20 protein-coding genes are annotated in these 22,029 nt (G+C 66.2%); 7 read left to right on the top strand and 13 right to left on the bottom strand.

Annotation, left to right across the window (positions count from 1 at the left end; genetic code table 11):
* Positions 1–20: 20 nt before the first annotated feature.
* The 4 genes from BJL86_RS06100 to BJL86_RS06085 all read right to left on the bottom strand — a co-directional run bounded on the left by BJL86_RS06100 (position 21) and on the right by BJL86_RS06085 (position 5,678).
* On the bottom strand, positions 21–1,490 hold the full coding sequence (locus BJL86_RS06100) for a vWA domain-containing protein (protein WP_067471850.1): 1,470 nt from the start codon (positions 1,488–1,490) through the stop codon (positions 21–23).
* A gap of 32 nt (positions 1,491–1,522) precedes the next feature.
* On the bottom strand, positions 1,523–2,404 hold the full coding sequence (locus BJL86_RS06095) for an AAA family ATPase (RefSeq protein WP_067471848.1): 882 nt from the start codon (positions 2,402–2,404) through the stop codon (positions 1,523–1,525).
* Between the two features lie 40 nt (positions 2,405–2,444).
* Positions 2,445–3,749, bottom strand: a complete 1,305-nt coding sequence (locus tag BJL86_RS06090) for a glutamate-5-semialdehyde dehydrogenase (protein ID WP_067471950.1) — start codon at positions 3,747–3,749, stop codon at positions 2,445–2,447.
* 66 nt (positions 3,750–3,815) lie between these two features.
* Positions 3,816–5,678: an FAD-binding dehydrogenase gene (locus BJL86_RS06085; protein WP_082908333.1), complete on the bottom strand. Its 1,863-nt coding sequence runs from the start codon at positions 5,676–5,678 to the stop codon at positions 3,816–3,818.
* Between the two features lie 114 nt (positions 5,679–5,792).
* Here BJL86_RS06085 and BJL86_RS06080 point away from each other — a divergent pair, with 114 nt between their 5' ends.
* The 3 genes from BJL86_RS06080 to BJL86_RS06070 all read left to right on the top strand — a co-directional run bounded on the left by BJL86_RS06080 (position 5,793) and on the right by BJL86_RS06070 (position 8,291).
* Positions 5,793–6,671: a Sir2 family NAD-dependent protein deacetylase gene (locus BJL86_RS06080; RefSeq protein WP_067471844.1), complete on the top strand. Its 879-nt coding sequence runs from the start codon at positions 5,793–5,795 to the stop codon at positions 6,669–6,671.
* Between the two features lie 128 nt (positions 6,672–6,799).
* Positions 6,800–7,411: a hypothetical protein gene (locus BJL86_RS06075; RefSeq protein WP_156515204.1), complete on the top strand. Its 612-nt coding sequence runs from the start codon at positions 6,800–6,802 to the stop codon at positions 7,409–7,411.
* 28 nt (positions 7,412–7,439) lie between these two features.
* The gene (locus BJL86_RS06070; RefSeq protein ID WP_067471838.1) at positions 7,440–8,291 is read left to right on the top strand and encodes an SMP-30/gluconolactonase/LRE family protein; all 852 of its coding nucleotides are present in this window, start codon (positions 7,440–7,442) and stop codon (positions 8,289–8,291) included.
* On the opposite strand, the gene BJL86_RS06065 is transcribed toward BJL86_RS06070, so the two are convergent.
* From BJL86_RS06065 to rplU, 5 genes are all read right to left on the bottom strand, one after another.
* The gene (locus BJL86_RS06065) at positions 8,283–8,702 is read right to left on the bottom strand and encodes an ASCH domain-containing protein (protein WP_067471835.1); all 420 of its coding nucleotides are present in this window, start codon (positions 8,700–8,702) and stop codon (positions 8,283–8,285) included. The two genes, BJL86_RS06070 and BJL86_RS06065, sit on opposite strands and share 9 nt — an antisense overlap.
* Before the next feature lie 3 nt (positions 8,703–8,705).
* A complete protein-coding gene (proB, locus tag BJL86_RS06060) occupies positions 8,706–9,836 on the bottom strand; it encodes a glutamate 5-kinase (protein ID WP_067471832.1) in 1,131 nt (376 codons plus the stop codon).
* Positions 9,833–11,296, bottom strand: coding sequence for a GTPase ObgE (gene obgE, locus BJL86_RS06055; RefSeq protein WP_067471829.1), 1,464 nt, complete (start codon positions 11,294–11,296; stop codon positions 9,833–9,835). The genes proB and obgE overlap by 4 nt, the downstream gene beginning before the upstream one ends.
* Before the next feature lie 156 nt (positions 11,297–11,452).
* On the bottom strand, positions 11,453–11,716 hold the full coding sequence (rpmA, locus tag BJL86_RS06050; RefSeq protein WP_067471826.1) for a 50S ribosomal protein L27: 264 nt from the start codon (positions 11,714–11,716) through the stop codon (positions 11,453–11,455).
* Positions 11,717–11,802: 86 nt separating this feature from the next.
* Positions 11,803–12,108: a 50S ribosomal protein L21 gene (gene rplU, locus BJL86_RS06045; RefSeq protein WP_067471823.1), complete on the bottom strand. Its 306-nt coding sequence runs from the start codon at positions 12,106–12,108 to the stop codon at positions 11,803–11,805.
* 340 nt (positions 12,109–12,448) lie between these two features.
* Between rplU and BJL86_RS06040 the strand changes: the two genes are divergently transcribed.
* Positions 12,449–13,039, top strand: coding sequence for a hypothetical protein (locus BJL86_RS06040; RefSeq protein ID WP_067471820.1), 591 nt, complete (start codon positions 12,449–12,451; stop codon positions 13,037–13,039).
* Between the two features lie 26 nt (positions 13,040–13,065).
* Here BJL86_RS06040 and BJL86_RS06035 read toward each other — a convergent pair whose 3' ends face one another.
* Positions 13,066–16,899 (bottom strand): Rne/Rng family ribonuclease, encoded by a 3,834-nt coding sequence (locus BJL86_RS06035; RefSeq protein ID WP_083657668.1) that lies wholly within the window; start codon positions 16,897–16,899, stop codon positions 13,066–13,068.
* A gap of 397 nt (positions 16,900–17,296) precedes the next feature.
* Entirely contained in the window at positions 17,297–17,707 is a 411-nt protein-coding gene (gene ndk / locus BJL86_RS06030) for a nucleoside-diphosphate kinase (RefSeq protein ID WP_067471513.1), read from the bottom strand.
* Positions 17,708–17,839: 132 nt separating this feature from the next.
* On the opposite strand from ndk, the gene BJL86_RS06025 reads away from it, so the two are divergent.
* From BJL86_RS06025 to BJL86_RS06015, 3 genes are all read left to right on the top strand, one after another.
* Positions 17,840–18,931 carry a pirin family protein gene (locus BJL86_RS06025; protein WP_067471486.1) on the top strand — a complete coding sequence of 364 codons (1,092 nt, stop codon included), beginning with the start codon at positions 17,840–17,842 and terminating at the stop codon, positions 18,929–18,931.
* Entirely contained in the window at positions 18,928–19,422 is a 495-nt protein-coding gene (locus BJL86_RS06020) for a carboxymuconolactone decarboxylase family protein (RefSeq protein ID WP_067471483.1), read from the top strand. The genes BJL86_RS06025 and BJL86_RS06020 overlap by 4 nt, the downstream gene beginning before the upstream one ends.
* 80 nt (positions 19,423–19,502) lie before the next feature.
* Positions 19,503–19,862 (top strand): GNAT family N-acetyltransferase, encoded by a 360-nt coding sequence (locus BJL86_RS06015; RefSeq protein ID WP_067471480.1) that lies wholly within the window; start codon positions 19,503–19,505, stop codon positions 19,860–19,862.
* Between the two features lie 54 nt (positions 19,863–19,916).
* Here the strand turns inward: BJL86_RS06015 and BJL86_RS06010 are convergent, their stop codons facing one another.
* Both BJL86_RS06010 and BJL86_RS06005 read right to left on the bottom strand, forming a co-directional pair.
* Positions 19,917–20,336 (bottom strand): DUF4233 domain-containing protein, encoded by a 420-nt coding sequence (locus tag BJL86_RS06010; RefSeq protein WP_067471477.1) that lies wholly within the window; start codon positions 20,334–20,336, stop codon positions 19,917–19,919.
* The gene (locus tag BJL86_RS06005) at positions 20,333–21,973 is read right to left on the bottom strand and encodes a bifunctional folylpolyglutamate synthase/dihydrofolate synthase (RefSeq protein ID WP_156515188.1); all 1,641 of its coding nucleotides are present in this window, start codon (positions 21,971–21,973) and stop codon (positions 20,333–20,335) included. The genes BJL86_RS06010 and BJL86_RS06005 overlap by 4 nt, the downstream gene beginning before the upstream one ends.
* Between the last annotated feature and the right edge of the window lie 56 nt (positions 21,974–22,029).

Below are 22,029 nucleotides of genomic sequence, written 5' to 3'. Positions count from 1 at the left end.
GGTCCTTGGGGCGCAGGGTGTTATACCGGCAGAAGTTGCGAGACGACCGCGGCGAGCTGGGCGATGTTGCGGCATTCGTGCATCGGCACGAACTCGGAGTATTGCGGTGTCGCCGAGTCCGATGTGCCCCAGTATTCCTTGGGTTCGGGGTTGAGCCAGTGAACGTGCCGCGCGCGTTCGGTGATGAGCTCGAGGGAACCGAGCGCCGGGTCGCGGTAGTTGTTTCGCCCGTCGCCCAAGATAAGCACTGAGCCCGACGGGGACAACGTGTGCACGTAGTTCTCCGCGAACCCGCGGAAGGCGAAGCCGTAGTCGGAGTGTCCGTCGTAGGTGACGATCTCGGCCTCGCGCACCATGCGCGCCATCGATGCGGCCAGGTCATCGCCGGTCGAGAAGAAGTCGGTGACCTCGTCGACGGTATCGACGAACGCGAACACCCGCACGCGGGAGAATTGTTCGCGCAGGCTGTGCACCAGTTGCAGTGTGAAGTGGCTGAACCCCGACACCGAGCCCGACACGTCGCAAAGCACCACGAGTTCGGGCCTGGCCTTGCGCGGCTTGCGGAGCACCAGCTCCATCGGCACGCCGCCTGTGGACATCGATTGACGCATGGTCCGCCGCATGTCGATGTCGCCTCGGCGAATTCGCTTGCGCCTGGCGGCCAGGCGATGGCCCAGCTGTCTCGCCAGCGGCCCCACCTGGGTGCGTAGCTTCTGCAGGTCGGCGTCGTTGGCTCGAAGGAAGTCCACGTGGTCGGCCGAGGGCCCCACCGCGAAGTTAGCGACGCGATCGCGTCCGGAGTGCTCGGCCGTACGGCGGCGTACTTCGTCGGCGACCTGCTGGAAAAATCCCTTTACCCTCTGATTCGCGAGGTTCGCGGCCGCAGCTTTTTCCATGATCCGCCCGCTGCCGTCCGGGTCGTCCGGGTTCTCGCCGATCATCCCGTCGAGTATGCGCTGCATGATCGTCGACGCGTCGAGCTTGCCGAGCGTTTGATACGTCGAGAACGACGGGCCGCGCGTCGATTCGTATCGCCCCATCTGCTCCACCATGAGTTCGGCGAGCGCGCGGGCTTGGGCCATCGCCTCCGGGGTGTCCTGTTCGAGGAGGTCGACGATGAGATCCTCAAGTGCCCTTGGGTCGACCTTGCCGTTCTCGTCGAGGGGCAGCTCGATGGTGATCGCGTCGTCGGCCTCGGCGGAACCGCCGAAGCCCCGGGCGACGGGAAACCACAGATTGAACATCTGATCGAAGATGTCGCGTTGCGTCGGTCGGCGGATAAGTGTCGCGGCGAGCGCCTCCCGGAGAGCCTCACGATCGATGAGATCGAGGACCACGACCGCCTCGGCTGCGTCGACCGCTTCGGACGGGCCGACCGAAATGCCCTTTCCACGTAGAGCGTCGACGAAATCGACGAGATGCCCCGCGAGCCCACCGGGCACGGGACGCATCTCCCCGCGCGCTCCCCCTGATGTTCTGGTCGCTGCCATCGCTGCTCCTCGTGCTCCTACGCCCGCGGCGCCTAGTTGACCCGCAGTTCCGCTGCCGCGCGAATCTGATCGCTGTGGTGCTTGAGAACGACGCCCAGCGTCTGCGACACCGTCTCGTCATCCAGAGTGTCGAGGCCGAGGGAAACGAGCGTGCGCGCCCAGTCGATCGTCTCGGCGACCGACGGCACCTTCTTGAGCGCCATCGCACGCAACAACCCGACGGCCCGCACCACCTGTTCGGCAAGTCGGTCGTCGAGCTCGGGCACGCGGGCGGCGAGGATCTTGCGCTCACGCTCGGGCGTTGGGAAATCCAGGTGCAGGTAGAGGCAGCGGCGTTTGAGCGCCTCGGAAAGCTCGCGGGCCGCGTTCGAGGTCAATACCGTGAAGGGTCGCCGCGTCGCGTTGATCGTTCCCAGTTCGGGGATCGTCACCGCGAAATCGGAAAGAACCTCCAGCAGCAGCCCCTCGATCTCGACATCGGCCTTGTCCACCTCGTCGATGAGCAGCACCGTAGGGTCGTCGCGCCGGATCGCGGTGAGCAGCGGACGGGACAACAGGAATTCCTCGCTGAACACCGAGTCGCGTGTCGCGTCCCAGCCCTCACCCTGACCTGCCTGGATTCGCAGGATCTGCTTGGCGTGGTTCCATTCGTAAAGTGCACGGGCCTCGTCGACGCCCTCGTAGCACTGCAGTCGCACCAGCTCGGCCTCGTTCGCCGCGGCTACGGCTCGGGACAGCTCGGTCTTGCCGACACCGGCAGGGCCTTCGATGAGCAGCGGCTTACCCAGCTGATCGGCCAGGTATACCACCGTCGCGGTGGCGCGGTCGGCGAGATATCCGTGGGTTTCAAGCTTCTGGATGACGTCGTCGATGCTCGAGAACAGGGCGGCGTGTTCGCGGCGAGCGCGGTCCATAGGGTGTTTCTCCGTTCGAAAAATGGAATTCGCGGGCCGCTCAGGGACGCGCGTGTCCGCGGCCGGTGGCGATCCACTTGGTACTCGTGAGCTCTTGCAACCCCATGGGGCCGCGAGCGTGTAGCTTCTGCGTCGAGATGCCGATCTCGGCGCCGAAACCGAATTGCTCGCCGTCGGTCCACGCGGTCGAGGCGTTGATCATCACGGCAGCCGAGTCGACAAGCGCGGCAAAGTCCTGGGCGACGTTGACGTTCGTGGTCGAGATGGCTTCAGTGTGGCCGGTCGACCAACGGTCGATGTGCGCGACCGCCCCTTCCAGGCCATCGACGACTGCGAAGGCCAGGTCATTGGACAGGTACTCCTCGGCCCAATCCGCTTCGGTCGGCTCGATCATCCCGGGGCGGTCACCATGCAAGGTGATCCCTTTGGCTACGAGTCCCTCGGCCACCTTGTTGATGGCGTCCTCGCCGAGCCCGGAATCGAGCAGAACCGTCTCCGTGGAATTGCACACGCTGCAGCGACGAGTCTTGCCGTTGGCGACGAGCATGATCGCCTCGTCGATGTCGGCATCGCGATGAATGTAGTGATGGCAATTGCCCGTGCCCGTTTCGATGGCCGGGACCTTCGCGTTCTCGACGACAGCCTTGATCAGTCCGGCGCCGCCGCGCGGGATGACCACATCCACGAGGCCGCGAGCCTGGATCAAATGGGTCACCGATTCGCGTGATTCGCTGGGCAGGAGCTGAACGAGGTTGGCGTCGTAGCCGAATTCGCTGAGCACGCCGCGCAGCACCGCGACGAGCGCTTCATTGGAGTGGCGGGCCGAGCGCGAGCCCCGCAGAAGCGCCGCGTTTCCCGATTTGAAGGCGAGTCCGAAGGCGTCGACGGTGACGTTCGGGCGTCCCTCGTAGATCATTCCGACAACGCCCAGCGGGACTCGCACCTGCTCGAGCTTCATCCCATTGGGAAGCTTCGAGCCGCGAACGACCTGTCCCAGAGGGTCCGGCAATCCTGCGACCTGTCGCAACCCTCCGGCGATCCCGACGATGCGATCAGCGGTGAGCCGCAGCCGGTCGAGCATCGACTCTGGGGCGCCCTCGGAACGCTGCTCGTCGATATCGTCGGCGTTGGCCGCGAGAATGCCCGCCTCGGCCGCCTCGAGTGCATCCGCGGCCGCGTTGAGTACCGAGTTGCGTTCCTCGGTCGAGGCGAGGGTCAACGTCTTCCCAGCGGCTCGCGCGTTGCGGGCGGCGGCATGTACTACCTCCCGAAGATCCTCGACGGCTCCCGAATCGGGAGAACCCTGGTCCGAGTTCTTCGAAGTTCTGGCATCAGTCGCGGTCATGGTTGCCATCCTACGTTCCGCCCGCCGCGCGGCACTATTTCCGCGCTCCGTGCGCGCGCTGCGCGGTCAGTCGACGAAGTCCGCCATCGCGCGCCCGGCGCGAAGCCCGGAGAATATACAGCCACCCAGGAAAGTTCCCTCGAGTGAGTTGTAGCCATGCACTCCGCCGCCACCGAACCCGGCGGCCTCCCCCGCCGCGTACAGCCCGGGAATCGGGTCTCCCCCTTCAGCGAGGCAGCGCGAATCCAAATCGGTCTCGAGCCCACCGAGGGTCTTACGCGTCATCAGGTGGATCTTCACGGCGATGAGCGGTCCACCGTCGCCGGCCCACGAATGCGTGCCAGGGCCGCCTTCCTTGAGCATCTTGTGCGGCTTGGCGATACGCGCAAGTCGGTCGGTGAGCACGCGCCGGGAGTTGTGGATCGCCTGGACCTGGGCGTCCTTGGCGAACGGATTGTCCATCTGCCCATCCATGGCCACGACGAACTCGCGCACCTTCTCCACGTCGAGCTCGGGCTCGCCCGGTTCGAGTAGCTCGTTCATCCCTGTCACGAGGTCCTCGATCGTGTCCGCGGTGACCCAGTCCGCGCCATTGTCCTTGAAGGCACGCACCCCTTCGGGCATCCCCTCGATCATCCTTCCGACCATCTTGGACAGCTTCTTCGAGGTGATGTCCGGGTTCTGTTCGGATCCGGAAAGGACGAACTCCTTCGCCGCGATGGACTCGTCGAGCACGAACCACGAATAGTGGAAGCCGGAGTCGATGATCGCCTTCGTGGAGGCCATGGTGTGGAACCCGGGGAACAATGGAATCGGGATCCGGTCTCCATTGGCATCGAGCCACAGCGTGGACGGTCCGGGGATGATTCGGATGGCGTGTCGCGGCCAGATCGGCGCGAAGTTCCGGATCCCCTCGGTGTAGTGCCACATGCGGTCGCGGTTGATGGCATGTGCTCCCGCGTCCGAACGGGCGATGTCGATCATCCTGCCGGCGACGTGCTCGGGCACGCCGCAGATAAGGCGCTTCGGTGCCGGCCCCAGCCGCTCGGTCGGCCACAATTCGGCCACCTTGTCCGGATTGCCGCCGACACCGCCGGCGGACACGAGCACGGCCCTCGCGCGGAACTCGAAGGACCCGACCTCGGTGCGCGAGGAGGCGACCGAACGGTCGAGTTCGTCGCTGGGCTCCAGGATCGTCCCCGAAACACCGGCAACGGCGCCGTCATCCAGCAATATCTGATCGACTTTGTGCCGGAACCCGAACTTGACCAGCCCGCGAAGGGCCGCATCACGGATCGGCTCCTCGAAGACCCGCACGACATCGGTACCGGTCCCCTTGGACACGTGGAAACGGGGCACGGAGTTACCGTGCCCGGCGACGTCTCCGCCGCCCCGCTCGGCCCAGCCGACCGTCGGAACGAATCGCAGACCGAGCTTGTGGAGATAATCGCGCTTCTCGCCGGCGGCGAAGGCAACGTATTCACGAGCCCAGCGGCGCGGCCATTCGTCCTCGGGGCGGTCGAATGCGGCGGACCCCTGCCAATCGCGCCAGGCGAGATCGAAACTGTCCTTGATGCCGATTCGGCGCTGCTCCGGGGTATCGACCAGGAACAGTCCGCCTAGCGACCAGTACGCCTGCCCGCCGAGGCTGGCCTCGTTCTCCTGGTCGAGGACGAGAACCTTGCGGCCCGCCTGCGTCGCCTCATATGTTGCGACAAGACCTGCGAGTCCCGCTCCGACGACGATCACGTCGGGCACGAAATCGCTTGTCGGCGCGGGAAGTGGACCGGCATTGGCCGCCGTCGTCGAGGTGTCCTTTACGTAATCAGGATAGTTCGGCGAGCTGATGCGCTCATCGATGAACTCGTCGAAGATTCGTTTGTTCTCAGCTTGGCGCGGTGACTGTCGGTCTGCAGATTTTTCACTCATGGCTCTATTGTTCCGTGCTCGCCCCCGTTTTTTCAGCAAATCGTGCGTGGCCACCAGGTTCTGGCAACCTGGAAGCGCAATCGGAGCAGGTATCGACCAAAAAGGGGCACGAGGATGCGAACGCGGCCCGTGGCGTGGGCACCGGCGGAACCCACCGAGCCGGACGCCGATCTCGCCGAGCGCGCTGCCGGCCTCGCCGATCTGATGCGTGGGCGTCGCGCCGTGGTGCTCACGGGAGCCGGAGTGTCCACCGGCTCCGGGATCCCCGATTACCGCGGACCGCAGTCCCCGCAGCGCACGCCGATGACGTACGGGCAGTTCGTCTCCGACCCCGAGTTTCGGCAGCGCTACTGGGCGCGCAATCACGTCGGGTGGCGACACATGGAACGTGCCGAACCCAATCGCACCCACGAGATTCTCGCCGAATGGGAGCGCGCGGGGCGCGTCGTCGGGGTGATCACCCAGAACGTCGACATGCTGCACCTCAAGGCGGGCAGCAGAAACGTCATCGACTTGCACGGAAATTACGGTTCGGTCGCGTGCATCTCGTGCACCTACACCATCAATCGTTGGGCGTTCGACGACCGGTTGTCCGCACTCAATCCCAGATTTCGTGAGCGCGTGGCGTCCCGCGGCGCGATAGAGGTCGCCCCCGATGCCGACGCGCTCGTCGGCGACACTGCCGGCTTCGCGTTTCCGGACTGCCCGGCCTGCGGCGGGATCCTCAAGCCGGCCATCGTCTATTTCGGGGAGAACGTGCCGCGCCCCCGGGTGGCCGCCGCGCGTGCGCTTGTTGACGGCGCCGATCTCGTTCTCGCCGTCGGCACCTCGCTCACCGTGCAGTCCGGCTACCAATTCATCCGACAGGCGACAGGCTCGGGCCGGCCAGTGGCCGTCGTCAATCGGGGGACCACGCGCGCCCACGGCCTTGCGACGCTCACCATCGACGGCGACTGTAGCGAGGTTCTCGCGCTCGTCGACACCGCGTTGTAGCCGCGATTCGGTAACGACGCTCGTCGATTCTGAGATGATTAGTCCAGACAACTTTTACCGAGGGTAGTCCTCGCGTGCCGGGCAGACGCCGGCTCCCTCGACACCGGCGAACGGATCACGATATGGACATGCGGTGGATCGGCATCGTTCTGATGGGCGTGTTTACGCTCTTCTGGACATCGTGGGCATTCGGCGCGGGAGTCGGCGCCCTCACGGCCATCGGCGCGATCTTCTTTGCCGCCGGCGTCGCTCTACTACTCGCCGCGGTCGTACTCTTTCGGCGCGGTTTCGCCCCTCGCGGCCGGGGCTCAGGCAGCGAGTCGGACGTTCACACACCCTCCCAAGACGGCAGCCCACGCTTACGCCTGCTCAACTTTGCCCTGTTAGTCGAGTTCGTGGCGATCATCGTCGCGGTCCAGATCCTCCGCCACGTCGACGTCGACCTCATCCAACCGGTCATCGCGCTCATCGTCGGCGCCCACTTCGCGATCTTCTGGTTCAGCCCGGCAACCCGGAACGTACTGCATTTGTGGATGACGGCGGCGGGCGTCGCCATCGGCGTGGCAGCGATCGTCGCGGTCCTCCGCGATGCCTCCCCCGCCGTGGTTCACGGATGGGTCGGGCTGGCGATGTCGGCAATCACCCTCACCTACGGAGCTTCTTTCGTCGCGCTCCTGCGCTCCGCGCCCGACCTCCACCGCTCGCGGGTCGGGGCTGCGTCCGTCGATTCGGAAGCGTGACCGCACCAGCCAGGGCTAGATTGAGCTCGTGCGGATTGACGACAACGACATGGAAAAACTTGTAACCGGCCTGGCGTTCGCCGAAGGACTCAGATTCCTCGATGGTCGGCTCTGGTTTTCCGACATGTACGACCGCAAGGTCTATACGGTCGACGCATCGAACGGAAAAGTGATTCGCGCCGTCGAAACGAGCGACCGCCCATCCGGGATCGTGCTGGCCGGTGGCGGACGCGCGTTCGTCACCCAGCAAGAAACGCGTACCATCGTCGAGATCACACCGGATGGAACCGTGCTCCCGCACGCAGATCTCTCTGCGATAGCCGAGTGGCACGTCAATGACATGACGTCTGCACCTTCCGGCGGTTTTTATGTCGGCAATTACGGAGATGACTCCGTTCCACCCGATGCGCCGCATCCGGCGAAGCTGGCTCACGTCTCCGCCGATGGGAGCGTTCGAGCGGTTGCCGAAGATCTCCACTTTGCCAACGGGATGAGCATGACGGACGACGAGCGAACACTGCTCGTCGCCGAGACTCGTTCCACGCCGCCCCGAATCTCGGCCTTTGATATCGGCCCGGCTGGCGATTTGGGCAATCGGCGGATATTCGCCGAATTCGAGGGGGCCCGGATGCCCGACGGGATTGCGTTGCTCCCCGGCGGCGGACTGCTCGTCGCAATGCCTTTCGCCTCCGAGATCGTTCGCGTCTCGCCCCAGGGCGAGGTGACAAAGACGTGGACTACCTCCGATTTTGGAATGCCGTTTGCCGTAGCCTGCGATCCAGCGACACCGTGCGTTTTCGCCGCATGCTCGAGTTCCTGGGAAGAAGATGCATGCCTCGCAGCGCGGGATTCGACGATCGTGAAATTCCCGCTACGGTGACAGCCGCGAGATCAGCCTGAACTCCTCGCACACGATGAGTGTGTCGTCGTCTATACGGATCTGTGGTTCTCCCACGCTTGCACTGAATTCCGCAGAGCCCCAGAATTCCTCGTGCGCCGATCTCCACTCCGCTACCGTCGTGAATCCTTCTCCCTCGCCGACGGCATGCGCCAGGGCGATGTCTGCCAATCGGCAGGTGGATACCTCGACTGTTTCTGTGACGCACACTCCGACTCCCGCGGAGTCAACGACTACTTCCCGTCGCCCTGCTGAAGGCAGCGGTTCGCCATCGCGTGTCCACTCTTCGTAGAGCGAGCTTGTCGTCGTTTTCTCACCCGCGACAATGGCGGCGACGAGCCTGTCCCGGAGAGGGCCGGGAAGCCCGAACTCGACGACGGGGAGAGCGTCCATTGCTTAGATGACGACGAGGTCGTCCGCGTGCACCAGCGGACGCCCGATGCCGCCCTTTTCCGTCTCTGCGGCGCGGAGTTCGAGGAGGTCGCGAAGTTCGGCGGCATCGTATCCGGCGATTCCACGGGCCACGAGCACTCCGTCGCGGTCACGAAGCTCGATGACGTCGCCCTTGAAGAAGCCGCGCTGGACTCGCGATACCCCGGCGACGAGCAGCGAACGCCGAGGCCCCGTGGTAATCGCGGCAACTGCGCCGTCATCCAGCGAAACCGAGCCGTGCGCGTCGGCGACGTGCCGCACCCAGAAGCGACGTGCAGACATCCGTTCGGCGCGCGGCTCGAAGACGGTCCCACCGGTAAACCCGGGCGACACAGCCTGGTCGGCGAGTTCCGCGCTGGTGAGCACGACGGGAACCCCGGCGTCTGCGGCAAGCTTGGCCGCAGCGAGCTTCGAAGCCATGCCGCCCGTACCGAGCGCGCCACCGTCGCCGGCCTCTACATTTGTCAGCATATCGTGTTGTGCTACGTAGGAGATGCGTTCAGCGCCGGGCTGCGAGGGATTTCGGTCGTACATCGCATCGACGTCGGACAACAAAAGTAGAGCGTCCGCGGAAAGAAGGTGTGCTACGAGCGCGGCGAGTCGATCGTTGTCGCCGAAATGGAACTCGTAGGTGGCGATCGCGTCGTTTTCGTTGATGATCGGCACGATGCCGAGCGTGCGCATCTTGTCGAGCGTGCGTTGCGCGTTGCGCGCGGTGTCGCGGCGGCCGATGTCGGTCGCGGTCAGTAGAACGAGCCCGGTCTTGCGATCGTGGCGGCCGAATGCCTCTCCCCACGCGCCGGCGAGTTCGGCCTGGCCCACCGAGGCCACGGCCTGCTTCGAGGCGATGTCGCGGGGGCGCACGTTCATGCCCAACGGCGCCATGCCCGCCGCGACGGCGCCGGAGGACACCATGAAGACGTCCGAGCCGGCAGCCATCCGGGCCTCGGCTGCGTCGGCGAGGAATTCAAGGCGGTCACGGCGCACGCCGGGACCGACCGAAGTGATCGCGGACGAACCGATCTTGATGACTACGCGTTTTGCGGAGGCAATGCGATCACGAAGTTGCTTCTCCGCGGAGGCCGCATCGCTCATTCGAGCGTCTCTTCGTCGGGGTCGATGAGGCCGCGGCGGACCCCGCGCTGGAACTTGCGCTCGGCCGCACCGATGCGCTCGCTGGACTCCAGGCGCACGTCGGTGCCCCGACCGGTGCGACGCAGGTCCACGCCCGCCGGCGTCGACGGTTCCCATTCGAAGGTGACATCGCCGATCGTGACGTCGGACCCCTCGACCGCCCCGGCCTTGAGGAGGGCATCCTCCACTCCGAGTCGAGCGAGCCTGTCCCCGAGGTAGCCGACGGCCTCGTCGTTGTCGAAGTCCGTCTGGTTGATCCAGCGGCGCGGCTTATCACCCTTGACGATGAACGCTCCGGCATGATCGGGATCCTTGAGGATCTCGAACTCGGGCCCGCCCTGTGCCTTGGGCCGGATGATCGTGCGCGCCGGCTCGGGCGCGGGCTGGGTACGGCGGTACTCGTCGACCATCTTGAACAGGCCGAATCGAAGTTCGTCGAGCCCGAGATGGGCGACGGCGGACACGTCGTAGACAGGCCATCCGCGCTCTTCGAAGTGCGCTCGGACCATCTCCGCCATCTCCTTGCCCTCGGGGATGTCGGTCTTGTTGAGCACGACGATGCGGGGGCGGGCCGCGAGATCGCCGAGGCCGTTGTCTTCGGCGAGCACCGAGGTATAGGAGGCCAACTCGTTTTCCAGCGCCTCGACGTCACTGATCGGGTCCCGATCGGATTCCAATGCCGCACAGTCCACCACGTGAGCGAGGACTGCGCAGCGTTCGATGTGCCGCAGGAAGTCCAGGCCCAGGCCGCGTCCCTCCGACGCCCCGGGGATGAGGCCGGGCACGTCGGCGATAGTGAACGTGTCGTTTCCGGCGGTGACGACGCCGAGGTTCGGCACGAGAGTGGTGAAGGGGTAGTCGGCAATTTTGGGCTTGGCCGCACTGAGCACCGAGATGAGTGAGGATTTGCCCGCCGACGGGTAGCCGACGAGTCCGACGTCTGCGACGGACTTGAGTTCGAGCACCAGGTCGCGCTGCTCCCCGGGCTCGCCGAGCAGAGCGAAACCGGGAGCCTTACGAGCGCGGGAGACGAGCGAGGCGTTGCCCAGACCGCCTTTTCCGCCCTCGGCCGCGACGAAGCGGGTGCCGTTGCCGGTGAGGTCGACGAGCATCTCGCCGGAATCGTCGAACACGACGGTACCGTTGGGCACCTTGAGGATAAGGTCCTCGCCTTTGGCGCCACTGCGGTTGCTGCCCTCGCCCTGACCGCCGCGACCGGCCTTTGCGTGCGGACGGAAGTGGAAGTCGAGCAGGGTGTGGACCTGCGGGTCGACCTCGAGAATTACCGAACCGCCGGAGCCTCCGTTGCCCCCATCGGGGCCGCCGAGTGGCTTGAACTTCTCGCGGTGCACCGACGCGCAGCCGCGCCCGCCGTCGCCTGCAGCCAGATGCAGGACGACCCGGTCCACGAACCGTGACATAGTGGGTGCTCCTTCGAGTGCGGTGTCGGTTAACTGCTCGGGAGGGTCCCGGGCCCAAATACGCCGCAAGGGCGAACAGCGCCCGAGTGCGCCGCTCGCCCTTGCAGGCTCTCCCCTTTAGGGTAAGCGATTATGGCCCGAAGGCCTGCGAGGCTCTTAGGCCTCGGCCTCTGCCGCCACGATGTTGACGGTCTTACGGCCACGCTTGGTGCCGAACTGAACGGCGCCGGCCGACAGAGCGAATAGCGTGTCGTCGCCGCCACGGCCGACGTTGACGCCCGGGTGGAAGTGCGTGCCACGCTGGCGGACGAGGATCTCGCCGGCGTTGACTTCCTGGCCACCGAAGCGCTTGACGCCAAGACGCTGAGCGTTGGAGTCGCGACCGTTGCGCGAGCTGGATGCACCCTTCTTGTGTGCCATGTCTGCTTCTCCTTGCAGTGAGTGCGCCCGGGAACGAGAAGTTCCACGGTCCCCGGAAGGGGCCAGGCGCTTATAGGTGGGCGGCCTTACTTGATCGAGGTGATCTTGAGGACCGTGAGATTCTGACGGTGACCTTGGCGCTTATGGTAACCGGTCTTGTTCTTGAACTTGTGGATCCGGATCTTCGGTCCCTTGGTCTGCTCGACAATCTCACCGTTGACGGTGATCTTGTCGAGGGCGCCGGCGTCGGAGGTGACATTGGCGCCGTCGACGACGAGGACGGCCGGGAGTGCTACTGCGGCTCCGGCCTCGCCCTCGATCTTCTCGACCTTGACGAGGTCCCCTTCGGCAACCTTGTACTGCTTGCCGCCGGTCTTGACGATCGCGTACATCGGAGGGCTTCCCCTTGCTTCTCGGTGATAAATACTTGCATTCTTGCCAACGCTCGGCGCGACAGATGTTTCTCGGCATGTGCTCGGGCTTCCGCGCGTTATCCCCTCGGGGATTTCGGCAAATGCTCTCGGGCAGCATGCAGCGCGCCGCGTTAAGCGACTTGTTAAGGCTACTCGGCGCGCGCTTGCCAGGTCAAACTGGCCGCGAAGCCGCGAAATAACGCGACCGAATCGGTCCCTCGCAAAGTGATATTGCTCCGCACAAATACTTCTATACTGCAGATACCAGATGGAATATTAGCCACTCGACGCGCACGCACGCCAACCGACAAGAAGGCCCATGCTCCGATTCTTCGCCGCAGGCGCGACAAGTCTGACCCTCGCCGCGGTCGTCGTCGTGTGCCTCCTCCACGCCGATACGTGGGTGGTCTCGGATGCGAACGTCGCCTCGTCGCACCGCTTCTTCGGCTACCCGTTGCTCCTCGGCACGCTCGGCACGGTGTTCATCGCGGGCTGCGTCATCGCGCTCGTCGCGGCCTCCTCGTCCGAGGACTATCCGCCGTCGTTCTGGGGCTGCCTTGTGGCTATCCCCGTGCTTCTCGCGGGCGGTTTCGCCTTCTACACGCTCTACTCCCCGCCAGGCTTCTACGAGTCCAGGGGCGCGCTCGACGGCTACGTCGCGCATGTCGTCACCGAAGCCGAGGCCGCGGACGGCGTCTTCGACGAAAAGTTCGACCCCGAGCTCCGGCTGGGGAGCGTCGAGGTCAAACGTGTCGTGTATTCGGAGGACTGGGACGAGGTCGAGATCGTGTTCTTCGATACCGACTGCTTTATCGGCCCGTGCGGCTGGGTGTACCGTTCGGCGGGCGAACCCACCAGCGTCCGCGATGCCGGTCCGCTCGACACGGGCTGGTTCGACTTCGGTCGATAATCCAGCCCGCGCCGGCGGCCGGATGCTCAGGCGTCGCCGGTGGGGCGCTTCACCGTCCGCCGCGTCTGCCGCTTGCGCTTGTTGACGACGGCCAGCTCAGATGCCTCGGCGGCGACCTCGACCTCGTGTCCGCTCAATTCGGCGACGCTACCCACGCCCTCGGTTGTCGTGATCGGCGCCGACTCGGCGACGGTCTGCGCGGCCGGGGCTGCCTTCTCGGCTGCTCCCGCGGTCCGGGTGACCCGCCGACGGGAGCGACGCCTAGCCTCTCCCGCCTCCGCTTTGGACTCCTCGGCGGCGGCCACCGACGCCGGGCGAACCGGCTCGGGTGCGGGCGCGGGTTCCGCGGTGGCCACCTCTGCCACCGGTTCTGCCGTCGTCGAAGGGGTGTCTGCCGTCTCGGCGGTCGCATCGTTTGTCGCGACCTCGGCGGCACCGGCGGTCGCCGGGGCGTCCTTGCGCACGACGCGGCGCCTGGCGCGCTTGCGTGGCGCGGTCGCGAGCTCGTCGCCCGACGCCGGCACTTGCGCTGCAGCGTCCACGGCGCTGACGTCAACAGCACCCTGAACCGCCTCGGGCGCCGGTGCCACGGCCGGCTCGGAGGCAACGGCGTCGCCCACGTCCTGCGCCGGCGTGGAGATCGGCGCGTCCCCGCGCACGATCCTGCGGCGGGCACGCTTACGCGGCTGCGCGGCAAGATCTGCGGAGGTGACGTCGGGCACTGCGACCGGCGCGGCGGCCGGTTGCTCCTTGGCCGATGCGTTGTCCGTCTCGGTCGACTCCGCGCCCGTCACGGCCGCGGTGGTCGGTGACCCCGCGGTCCGGGTGCTGCGGCGCGAGCGGCGCCGCCCCGTGGATTCTCGGTTCTCGCCCGCCTGTCCTGCGGACGCCGATTCCGCGGCCGACGTTGCGGACACAGGATCTCCGGCGTCATTCGCGTGGGTGTTCTCGCTTCCCTTCGACGCGGACGCGGCCTGGGCTCCATGGCCGGACTCGTCCTCGCGCTTGGACATCGCGAGGATCATCGGATGGGCGGACGGCGCGGGGCCGTCGTGCTCATCGTCGTGTTTGCCGGACTTTCCGGAGCCGCCGTTCGAGCCGCCGCGGTTCTTGCCCGAGTGATCATGCGAGTCCCCGCCCTTGCCCTTGCGGCCGCGGCGGCGATCGTGCCCGTCGTCGCTGGTCGGAGAGGTGAGAACCGGGTCGTCGTGGAGGATGAGTCCGCGCCCGCCGCAATGGCTGCACGGCTCCGAGAACGCCTCGATGAGTCCGGTGCCGAGCCGCTTGCGGGTGAGCTGGACCAGGCCGAGAGAGGTGACCTCGGAGACCTGGTGACGGGTCCGATCCCTACCGAGAGCCTCGGTGAGGCGGCGCACGACGAGATCCTGGTTGGATTCGAGCACCATGTCGATGAAGTCGACGATGATCATGCCGCCAATATCGCGCAGGCGCATCTGCCGCACGATCTCCTCGGCCGCCTCGAGGTTATTGCGGGTGACCGTCTCCTCGAGGTTGCCACCCGAACCGGTGAACTTACCGGTGTTGACGTCGATGACCGTCATCGCCTCGGTGCGGTCGATGACGAGTGTGCCGCCCGAGGGCAGCCACACCGTGCGCTCGAGCGCCTTGTTGAGTTGCTCGTCGACCCGGTACACGCTGAACACGTCGATCTCGTCGTTCTCGTGGCGCTCGAGGCGATCGGCCATCTCCGGCGCAAGCTCGGAGACATAGTCGTTGACCGTGTTCCACGACTTCTCCCCCTGCACGACGAGCTTGGAGAAGTCCTCGTTGAACAGGTCACGCACGACCTTGACGAGGAGATCGGGCTCGGTATAGAGGTTCTTGATCGCCGCGCCCTTGCCCTTCTGGAAGCGCTCGGCATCGGCCGAGATCTTCTCCCACTTCTTCGACAGGCGCTCGACGTCGCGGCGGATGTCCTCCTCAGGCACGCCTTCTGCGGCGGTTCGGATGATGACCCCGTTACCGGACGGGACGACCTCCTTGAGGATCGATTTGAGACGCTTGCGCTCGGTGTCCGGAAGTTTGCGCGAGATTCCCGTCGAGTTGCCGCCGGGAACGAACACGAGGAAGCGGCCGGCAAGGGAAATCTGGGTCGACAGGCGTGCGCCCTTCTGCCCCACTGGGTCCTTGGTGACCTGCACGAGCACCGAATCGCCCGGTTTGAGCGCCTGCTCGATGCGGCGCGATTTACCGCCGAGGCCGGCGGCGTGCCAGTCGACCTCGCCGGCGTAGAGCACGCCGTTGCGGCCGCGGCCGACGTCGATGAAGGCGGCCTCCATCGAGGGCAGAACGTTCTGCACGCGGCCGAGGTAGACGTTGCCGACCATCGAGCGCTGCGCCTCGGTGGTGACGAAGTGCTCGACGAGCACCTTGTCCTCGAGGACGCCGACCTGCGTGAGCGTGCCCGAGCCGTCGTGGCGTTCGCGCTCGCGCACGACCATCACGCGTTCGACGGACTCGCGACGTGCGAGGAACTCCGCCTCGGACAGGATGTGCGAGCGACGGCGCCCGTCCCCGCCCGGACGGCGGCGACGGCGCTTGGCCTCCAGGCGCGTCGAGCCGGAGATTCCCTGGATCTCGTCGTCCGAGGTATCGCGGCCCGAGCGACGCTTCGCTGGGCGCTCGTGGACCTCGGTCTTGGTGTTGTCGTCTCCGTCGTTTCCGGAGTTCTGCGAGTTGTCGTCGGACGAGCTCTTGCGCCGGCGACGACGGCGACGCCTGCTCGACGAGCCTTCCGGACGGTTGCCGCCGTCGGAGTTCGAATCGTCGTTGGAATCGCCCGAGTCATCACTGCCGGAGCCGTCGGAGTTCTTCTGTTCGGCGCTGTCGTCGTCCTTGGACGAATCGTCGCCCGAGCCGCCCGTGTTGTTCTCGTCGTTCGCGGAGTCCTCACCGCGACCGCGGCCCCGGCCGCGGCGGCCACGCCGGCGCCGACGGCCGTTACCATCGCCGGAGTCACCCGAGTCGCTATCGGAGCCGTTCGACTGGGACTGGTCCCCGCCGGTCCCCTCGGCGTCGCCGGTGGCGGTGCTGTCGAAGGTGACGTTGTCGGCGACGGTGATGACGCTGAAGTCGTTCGACGAATCCTGCGATTCGCCGGGGGTGAGGAACAGAGGTGAGAAGCCGGGAACGGACTGGTTCCTGTTGCGTCCTCGGCCGCCGCGTCCACCGCGGCCCCGCTCCTCGGCGGCGGATACCTCGCCGGTGACGATCTCGTACCCCGAGTAGCCCTGGTCCTGTGTGCCCTTGTCCTGCGATCCCTTGTCCTCGGCGGGCTCCTCGGTCTTGCGTTTCGAGGACCGGCGCCCCCGGGATCGCGAAGGCTTCGATTCCTCCGGGGCCTGCTCGCCCACCGGCGCGGGCTCGGCCGAGGCGATCTCGACGGCCGAGGTATCAACCTCGGCCCGGCCTGAATCCTTGTCGCCCGATTCGTTCGTGCCCGCGTCCTTCGCGGGAGCGGCCTTTTTCCCTGCAGCCTTCTTTGCGGCCGACTTCTTGGCCGCGGCTTTCTTCGCCGGCGCCTTCTTCGGCTCGGCCTCATCGGCCGGCGCCTTTTTCGCGGCCGGCTTCCTCGCGGCCGACTTCTTTGCGGCCTTCGGCGCGTCCTCGCTCGCCGCGGCACCGGCCGCTGCGGAATCGGGAGCGGCGCCGTCAACCAGCGTAGAAAGCTGTTCGCGAGTGACGCCGCTCTGGGCGCTCTTCACGGTGATCCCCCTCGCCGCGAGGGCTCCGAGGAGTTCTTTACTTGTCAGGCCCAGGGCCTTCGCGGCGGCGTGGGCGCGTAGCTTCTCGGGAAGTGCGTCGATTTGCTCGCTCGTCGCGATCGTCGTTTCCGACACGCGTTTCTCCTTATAGCCCACCGAGGTGGGCATTTGTGTTGCGCCGGGCGCTACCGATTCGCGGGTTCTATCGCGTATCGGCGCCGCCACACGGCGTCCATTTGTCTATTTTCGATGCCCGCGGTGGCGAGCGATCCCGCGCGGGGCAGCGCAGCTGTCCATCAACGTGACTGGCGCTGCGCACCGTTCCGCGCAGAAAGTCTTGTCGTCGTCCACCTCAGTGGAGACGGTCCTATTCTCTCACACCGAGGACGGTCTTCCCATGCTGACGGCGGACTTCCCCTTCTCCATTCGGCCGGCACCCCGCCCCTCCTGCGGCAACGCGGCGCACAAATGAGAAAACCCGGTGGCCGCATCAGCGGCCGCCGGGAGTTCGCGGTATTCGAAAGTGTGCGTTTTACAGGTTCGGGAACCAGAGCGCGATCTCGCGCGCGGCGGACTCTTCGGAGTCCGAGCCGTGAACCAGGTTGAACTGGGTTTCGAGGCCGAAGTCGCCGCGGATGGTGCCCGGGGTGGCCTTCTCCACCGGGTCGGTGCCGCCGGCGAGCTGGCGCCATGCCTCGATGGCGCGCGGTCCCTCGAGCACACCGGCCACCACGGGGCCGGAGGTGATAAACGAGAGCAGGTCGCCGTAGAACGGGCGCTCTGCGTGCTCGGCGTAGTGCTGAGCGGCGGTCTCCTCGGGAACGTTGCGCAGGTCCATCGCGACGAGCTTGAGCCCCTTGCGCTCGATGCGGTCGACGATGGTGCCTACGAGTCCACGCTGGACGCCGTCGGGCTTGATCAGGAAGAAAGTACGCGAAGTCACAAACAACATCGTACAAGGACTTCGCCCCGCCGCATGCGCCGCGGGCCTATCGTTGGGCACAGAATCCCGGTACACTTTTTGTTGTCACGTCAACTATCAATCCATCCGCTTCTGCCCAATCGGAGGGAACCCATGAGCAACGTCGATACCCATCCGGACGAGGTCCGCTGCCATTCGGACGGCGAAACCTCGGACGACGCCGTCCGCGCCGAAGGCGCACCGGTGGAGATCATCACCGCACGCGAGGTGCCGCTCGGCGGCCCACGAGCGATGACGGTCCGCCGCACACTCCCCCAACGCAAACGCTCGCTCATCGGGGCATGGTGCTTCGTCGACCACTACGGACCCGACGACGTGGCGCGCTCGGGCGGCATGGACGTCGCCCCGCACCCGCACACCGGATTGCAGACGGTGAGCTGGCTCTTCGACGGAGAGATCCAGCACATCGATTCCGGCGGCAATCGTGGCATCGTCCGTCCCGGCGAGGTCAATCTCATGACGTCGGGCGCAGGAATCTGCCACAGCGAGACCTCGACCCCGTCCACGTCGACCCTGCACGGCGTTCAGCTCTGGGTCGCCCTCCCGGACTCCGCGCGCGACGCCGCGCCTCGTCACTTCGAGCACTTCGTGCCGGGCACCACCACATTTGACGGCGGAGAGGCGCTGGTATTCCTGGGCGAACTGCTCGGCAGCCAAAGCCCGGTCGAGACATTCACGCCGCTCCTTGGCGCTGAAATCCGCCTCGACGGACGCGCGGAGGTGACCATCGACGTCAATCCCGTGTTCGAGCACGGGCTCCTCGTCGACTCCGGGGACATCGAGCTCGAGGGCGTCGCCGTGCCCGTGGCGGCGGTCGGATACACGGGTATCGGAGCCCGCACGCTCACTCTGCGCAACAACGCGGATTCGCCCGCGCGGCTGATCTTCATCGGCGGCGAGCCGTTCGCCGAGGAGATCATCATGTGGTGGAACTTCGTGGGCAGGACCAGCGAGGAGATCGTCGAGTACCGCGAGCTGTGGCAGGCGCGGACCGATCGGTTCGGGGTGGTCGACGGCTACGTCGGCCACGGCGGTCCGGACGCCAACGCGCAGGGAATGGCCTGGCTTCCAGCGCCCGAACTGCCCAATACACACCTCAAACCGCGGAAGAACCCGTCGCCCCATGCGCGCGCCGAATCAGGCGGGGACGCCGCGACGAAGTCAACGAAGAAGGAGAACGAATGAATTCAGCCAAGCGCCCGTACCTCGACAAATCCCACTCGGAAACCTACAAAGCGATGGTCAAGGTCGCCGCGGAGAACCGCAAGGCGACGCAGGCCGCCGGCCTCGATGATGCGCTCATCGAGCTCCTCAACACCCGGGTGTCGCAGATCAACGGCTGCGCCCGGTGCCTGAGCACGCACGCGCCCGCCGCGCGCAAGGCCGGGGTCCCGGCGCGCAAGATCGACCTGCTGCCGGCGTGGCGCGAAATCGAGGATCTCTTCACGGACGTCGAACGAGCGGGCCTGCACCTGGCCGAGTCGCTCACGCTTCTCGGGGAGAGCTCCGACCGCGGCCGCGCGGCAGAGATCGCCGCGGACGTGCTGTCCACGGAGCAGATCTCCGCGATCGAGTGGTCGGTGATTCTCATCAATTCGTTCAACCGTCTCTCCATCGCGAGCGGGCACCCGCCGTCCGAGAAGAGCTACGCCGCCGAAGAGAAGGGCGCCTCGTAACGCTTCGACCTGCGCGGGCAACATAGCTCGCGGCGGGAGGTTACCTTCGAACCCATAGTTGCCGAGGAAAGGATACGACCATGGCCATCACCGATAAGACCGGCGCGGAAATCGCCATCGAGAACAACGCCCAGGGGAAAGCTTTCGAGATTCGTCTCGTCGCCGAGGACACGATCGCCGGCAAGGCCCACTACTTGGAAGCAGACGGCGAGCGGATCTTCTATCACACGGTCGTTGACGAGGCATTCGGCGGCCGAGGGCTCGGCACCGCCCTCGTCAACGAGTCACTCCAGGCCTCGCTGCGCGACAACGTCACCGTCGTTCCCGTGTGCCCGATGTTCAAGAGCTTCCTCGACAAGAACGGCGATGCCTACGCCGCCGAGGGCGGTAGCACTCGCGAAGCGACGCAGGCCGATATCGACGCGGTCCGTCGCGCATAGCCTCACGCAAAACGAAAGCCGGCGCACCGTTTCGGTGCGCCGGCTTTCGTTATTTCAGTCGTGTTGGCTGGCCAGGTATCCCCCGGCGATCCGTTGCCGCAGCTGGCTGCGCAAGAACAGCAGATAGAGCCAGACGAGGAGGAAGATCACCCCGACGATGGTCATCGTGTAGTGCACGAAGAACCCGATCACCACCGCCATGGCCAGGCCGAGGTTGAGCGGGATAGCCCACGGCTTCTTCTGCTGGGTGCAGGCGTAGATCATGCCACCGGCGACCACCAGGATATAGATGGCCTTCCACCACGCCATGTGCGCACCGCCATCGACGCGGGCGACGACGGTGAGTACGAGCAGCACGATGATCGCCTCGAGGACAAGCGTGCCCGAGCACACCCCGCGAAATCCCTTCCACGGGTCCGTTGTCGGTTCGTGCCCCGCCCCTCGTGGATTGACGTTGTTCGCCTTCGAGCTCATCGCGGTTCCTTCCCCATCGCCGCGCGTGCCGCCCCGGCGGTCACGACCGACCCGGTGACGATGATCCCCTCGCCGCCGGCCTCGTCCTCGTCCGTCGGGTTCGACATGCCGATCAGGTCGATAGCGAGGTCCACTGCCTCGGTGAGAGTATCTCCGCTGCTCACCCGATCCGGCCCGAAGATCTCCTCGGCGAGCAGAGCGAGCTCGTCCACCGGAATCGCCCGCGGCGAAGTGGTCTCGGTGACGACGATGTCAGATACGAGCGGCTCGATCTCGCGGAGGAAGCCGCGCGCATCCTTGCCCTGCAGCATCCCGACCACGGCGATGAGCCGCTGGAAGTCGAACTCCTCGCGCAGCGAGTTCGCGAGCGCCTTCCCGCCGTGCGCGTTGTGCGCGGCGTCGATAAAGATCGACGGGGACTGCGAGATCCGCTCCAGACGCCCCGGCGACTCTACGGCGGCGAAGCCGGCACGCACGCGCTCGATGTCGAGCTGACGCCCCGCGCCGGCGCCGAAGAACGCCTCGACTGCAGCGAGCGCAAGCGCGGCGTTATCCGCCTGGTGCTCGCCGAACAGCGGAAGAAAGATGTCTTCGTACTCGCCGCCGAGGCCGCGCAGCGAGACCATCTGCCCGCCGACGGCCACCGAGCGCGAGCTCACGTCGAATTCGCGCCCGGCGCGGGCCACTACCGCGCCTACCTCCTGCGCACGCGCGAGCAACACCGCCTCCGCCTCGGGATCCTGTTTCGCCAGCACGGCAACGGACTCGTTCGGGTTGAGCAGATCGGCGGTCACGTCGACCTGCGGGCCCTTGATGATCCCGGCCTTCTCCCCCGCGATCTCTTCCAGGGTGTCGCCGAGATAGTCGGTGTGGTCGATACCGATGGGTGTGACGACGGAGACCGCGGGCTGCACGAGGTTCGTCGCATCCCACGTGCCGCCCATTCCCGTCTCGACGACCGCCGCGTCGACGGGGGCGTCGGCGAATACGGAGAACGCCAGCGCGGTGAGGACCTCGAAGTAGCTCATCTTCGGGCCACCGCGTTCGAGCGACCACTGGTCGACCATCTCGACCATGGGCTCGATTTCGCGGTAGGCGGCAGCGAAGGTGCCCGGGCTGATGGGCTCTCCATCGACGGCGACCCGCTCGGTCACCGACTGCAGGTGCGGGCTGGTCGTGCGCCCGGTGCGCTGGTGGAGCGCACGCAGCAGCGAGTCGACCATGCGGGCCACGGAGGTCTTGCCATTCGTTCCGGCGATGTGGACGACCTGGTACGCCAGTTGCGGCCCGCCGAGAACGTCGAGGAGACGCTCGATTCGATCGAGCGAGGGGTCGAGCTTCGACTCGGGCCAGCGCGTGGCGAGTACCGCCTCGACGGCTTCGAGCGCCGCCGCGCCCGCGGCGCTGCCCGGGTCGCGGTCATCGATACCAAGAGCCACCGCTTCCGGTGACGGCGTGCCGCCGGGAATGCCGAGCGCCTCCTCGTCGGGGTCTATCCCCTCGCGGTATTTCTCGGCCTCTTGCAGCGCCTTTTCCTCGGCAAGGTCGTCGGCATAGAGGCCGTCACGCGCGGCCTCGTCGTCGAGGGGTCCGCCGAGAGGGACGAGGTTGGTCTCCGCCGAGCGCTCGTCGACCATGTCGGCGAGATCCTCATCAGTGAGGTCATCCCAGCCGACGTTGGGGTCGTGTGGCG

Origin of the sequence: Dietzia timorensis (genome assembly GCF_001659785.1) — a bacterium.
GTDB classification, from domain to species: Bacteria; Actinomycetota; Actinomycetes; order Mycobacteriales; family Mycobacteriaceae; genus Dietzia; species Dietzia timorensis.
The sequence above is the reverse complement of the archived record's forward strand: the minus strand, read 5'-3'. Positions and strand labels throughout refer to the sequence as shown.

Coding starts and splice junctions, on each gene's coding strand:
- BJL86_RS06100 (WP_067471850.1), bottom strand. CDS start 1,490: ATGGCAGCGACCAGAACATCAGGGGGAGCGCGCGGGGAGATGCGTCCC.
- rpmA (WP_067471826.1), bottom strand. CDS start 11,716: ATGGCACACAAGAAGGGTGCATCCAGCTCGCGCAACGGTCGCGACTCC.
- BJL86_RS06090 (WP_067471950.1), bottom strand. CDS start 3,749: ATGACCGCGACTGATGCCAGAACTTCGAAGAACTCGGACCAGGGTTCT.
- BJL86_RS06025 (WP_067471486.1), top strand. CDS start 17,840: ATGAGCAACGTCGATACCCATCCGGACGAGGTCCGCTGCCATTCGGAC.
- BJL86_RS06075 (WP_156515204.1), top strand. CDS start 6,800: ATGCGGTGGATCGGCATCGTTCTGATGGGCGTGTTTACGCTCTTCTGG.
- BJL86_RS06040 (WP_067471820.1), top strand. CDS start 12,449: ATGCTCCGATTCTTCGCCGCAGGCGCGACAAGTCTGACCCTCGCCGCG.
- BJL86_RS06005 (WP_156515188.1), bottom strand. CDS start 21,973: ATGGTCGACGAGCGCTCGGCGGAGACCAACCTCGTCCCTCTCGGCGGA.
- BJL86_RS06080 (WP_067471844.1), top strand. CDS start 5,793: ATGCGAACGCGGCCCGTGGCGTGGGCACCGGCGGAACCCACCGAGCCG.
- proB (WP_067471832.1), bottom strand. CDS start 9,836: ATGAGCGATGCGGCCTCCGCGGAGAAGCAACTTCGTGATCGCATTGCC.
- BJL86_RS06020 (WP_067471483.1), top strand. CDS start 18,928: ATGAATTCAGCCAAGCGCCCGTACCTCGACAAATCCCACTCGGAAACC.
- BJL86_RS06095 (WP_067471848.1), bottom strand. CDS start 2,404: ATGGACCGCGCTCGCCGCGAACACGCCGCCCTGTTCTCGAGCATCGAC.
- rplU (WP_067471823.1), bottom strand. CDS start 12,108: ATGTACGCGATCGTCAAGACCGGCGGCAAGCAGTACAAGGTTGCCGAA.
- BJL86_RS06065 (WP_067471835.1), bottom strand. CDS start 8,702: ATGGACGCTCTCCCCGTCGTCGAGTTCGGGCTTCCCGGCCCTCTCCGG.
- BJL86_RS06085 (WP_082908333.1), bottom strand. CDS start 5,678: ATGAGTGAAAAATCTGCAGACCGACAGTCACCGCGCCAAGCTGAGAAC.
- obgE (WP_067471829.1), bottom strand. CDS start 11,296: ATGTCACGGTTCGTGGACCGGGTCGTCCTGCATCTGGCTGCAGGCGAC.
- BJL86_RS06015 (WP_067471480.1), top strand. CDS start 19,503: ATGGCCATCACCGATAAGACCGGCGCGGAAATCGCCATCGAGAACAAC.
- BJL86_RS06010 (WP_067471477.1), bottom strand. CDS start 20,336: ATGAGCTCGAAGGCGAACAACGTCAATCCACGAGGGGCGGGGCACGAA.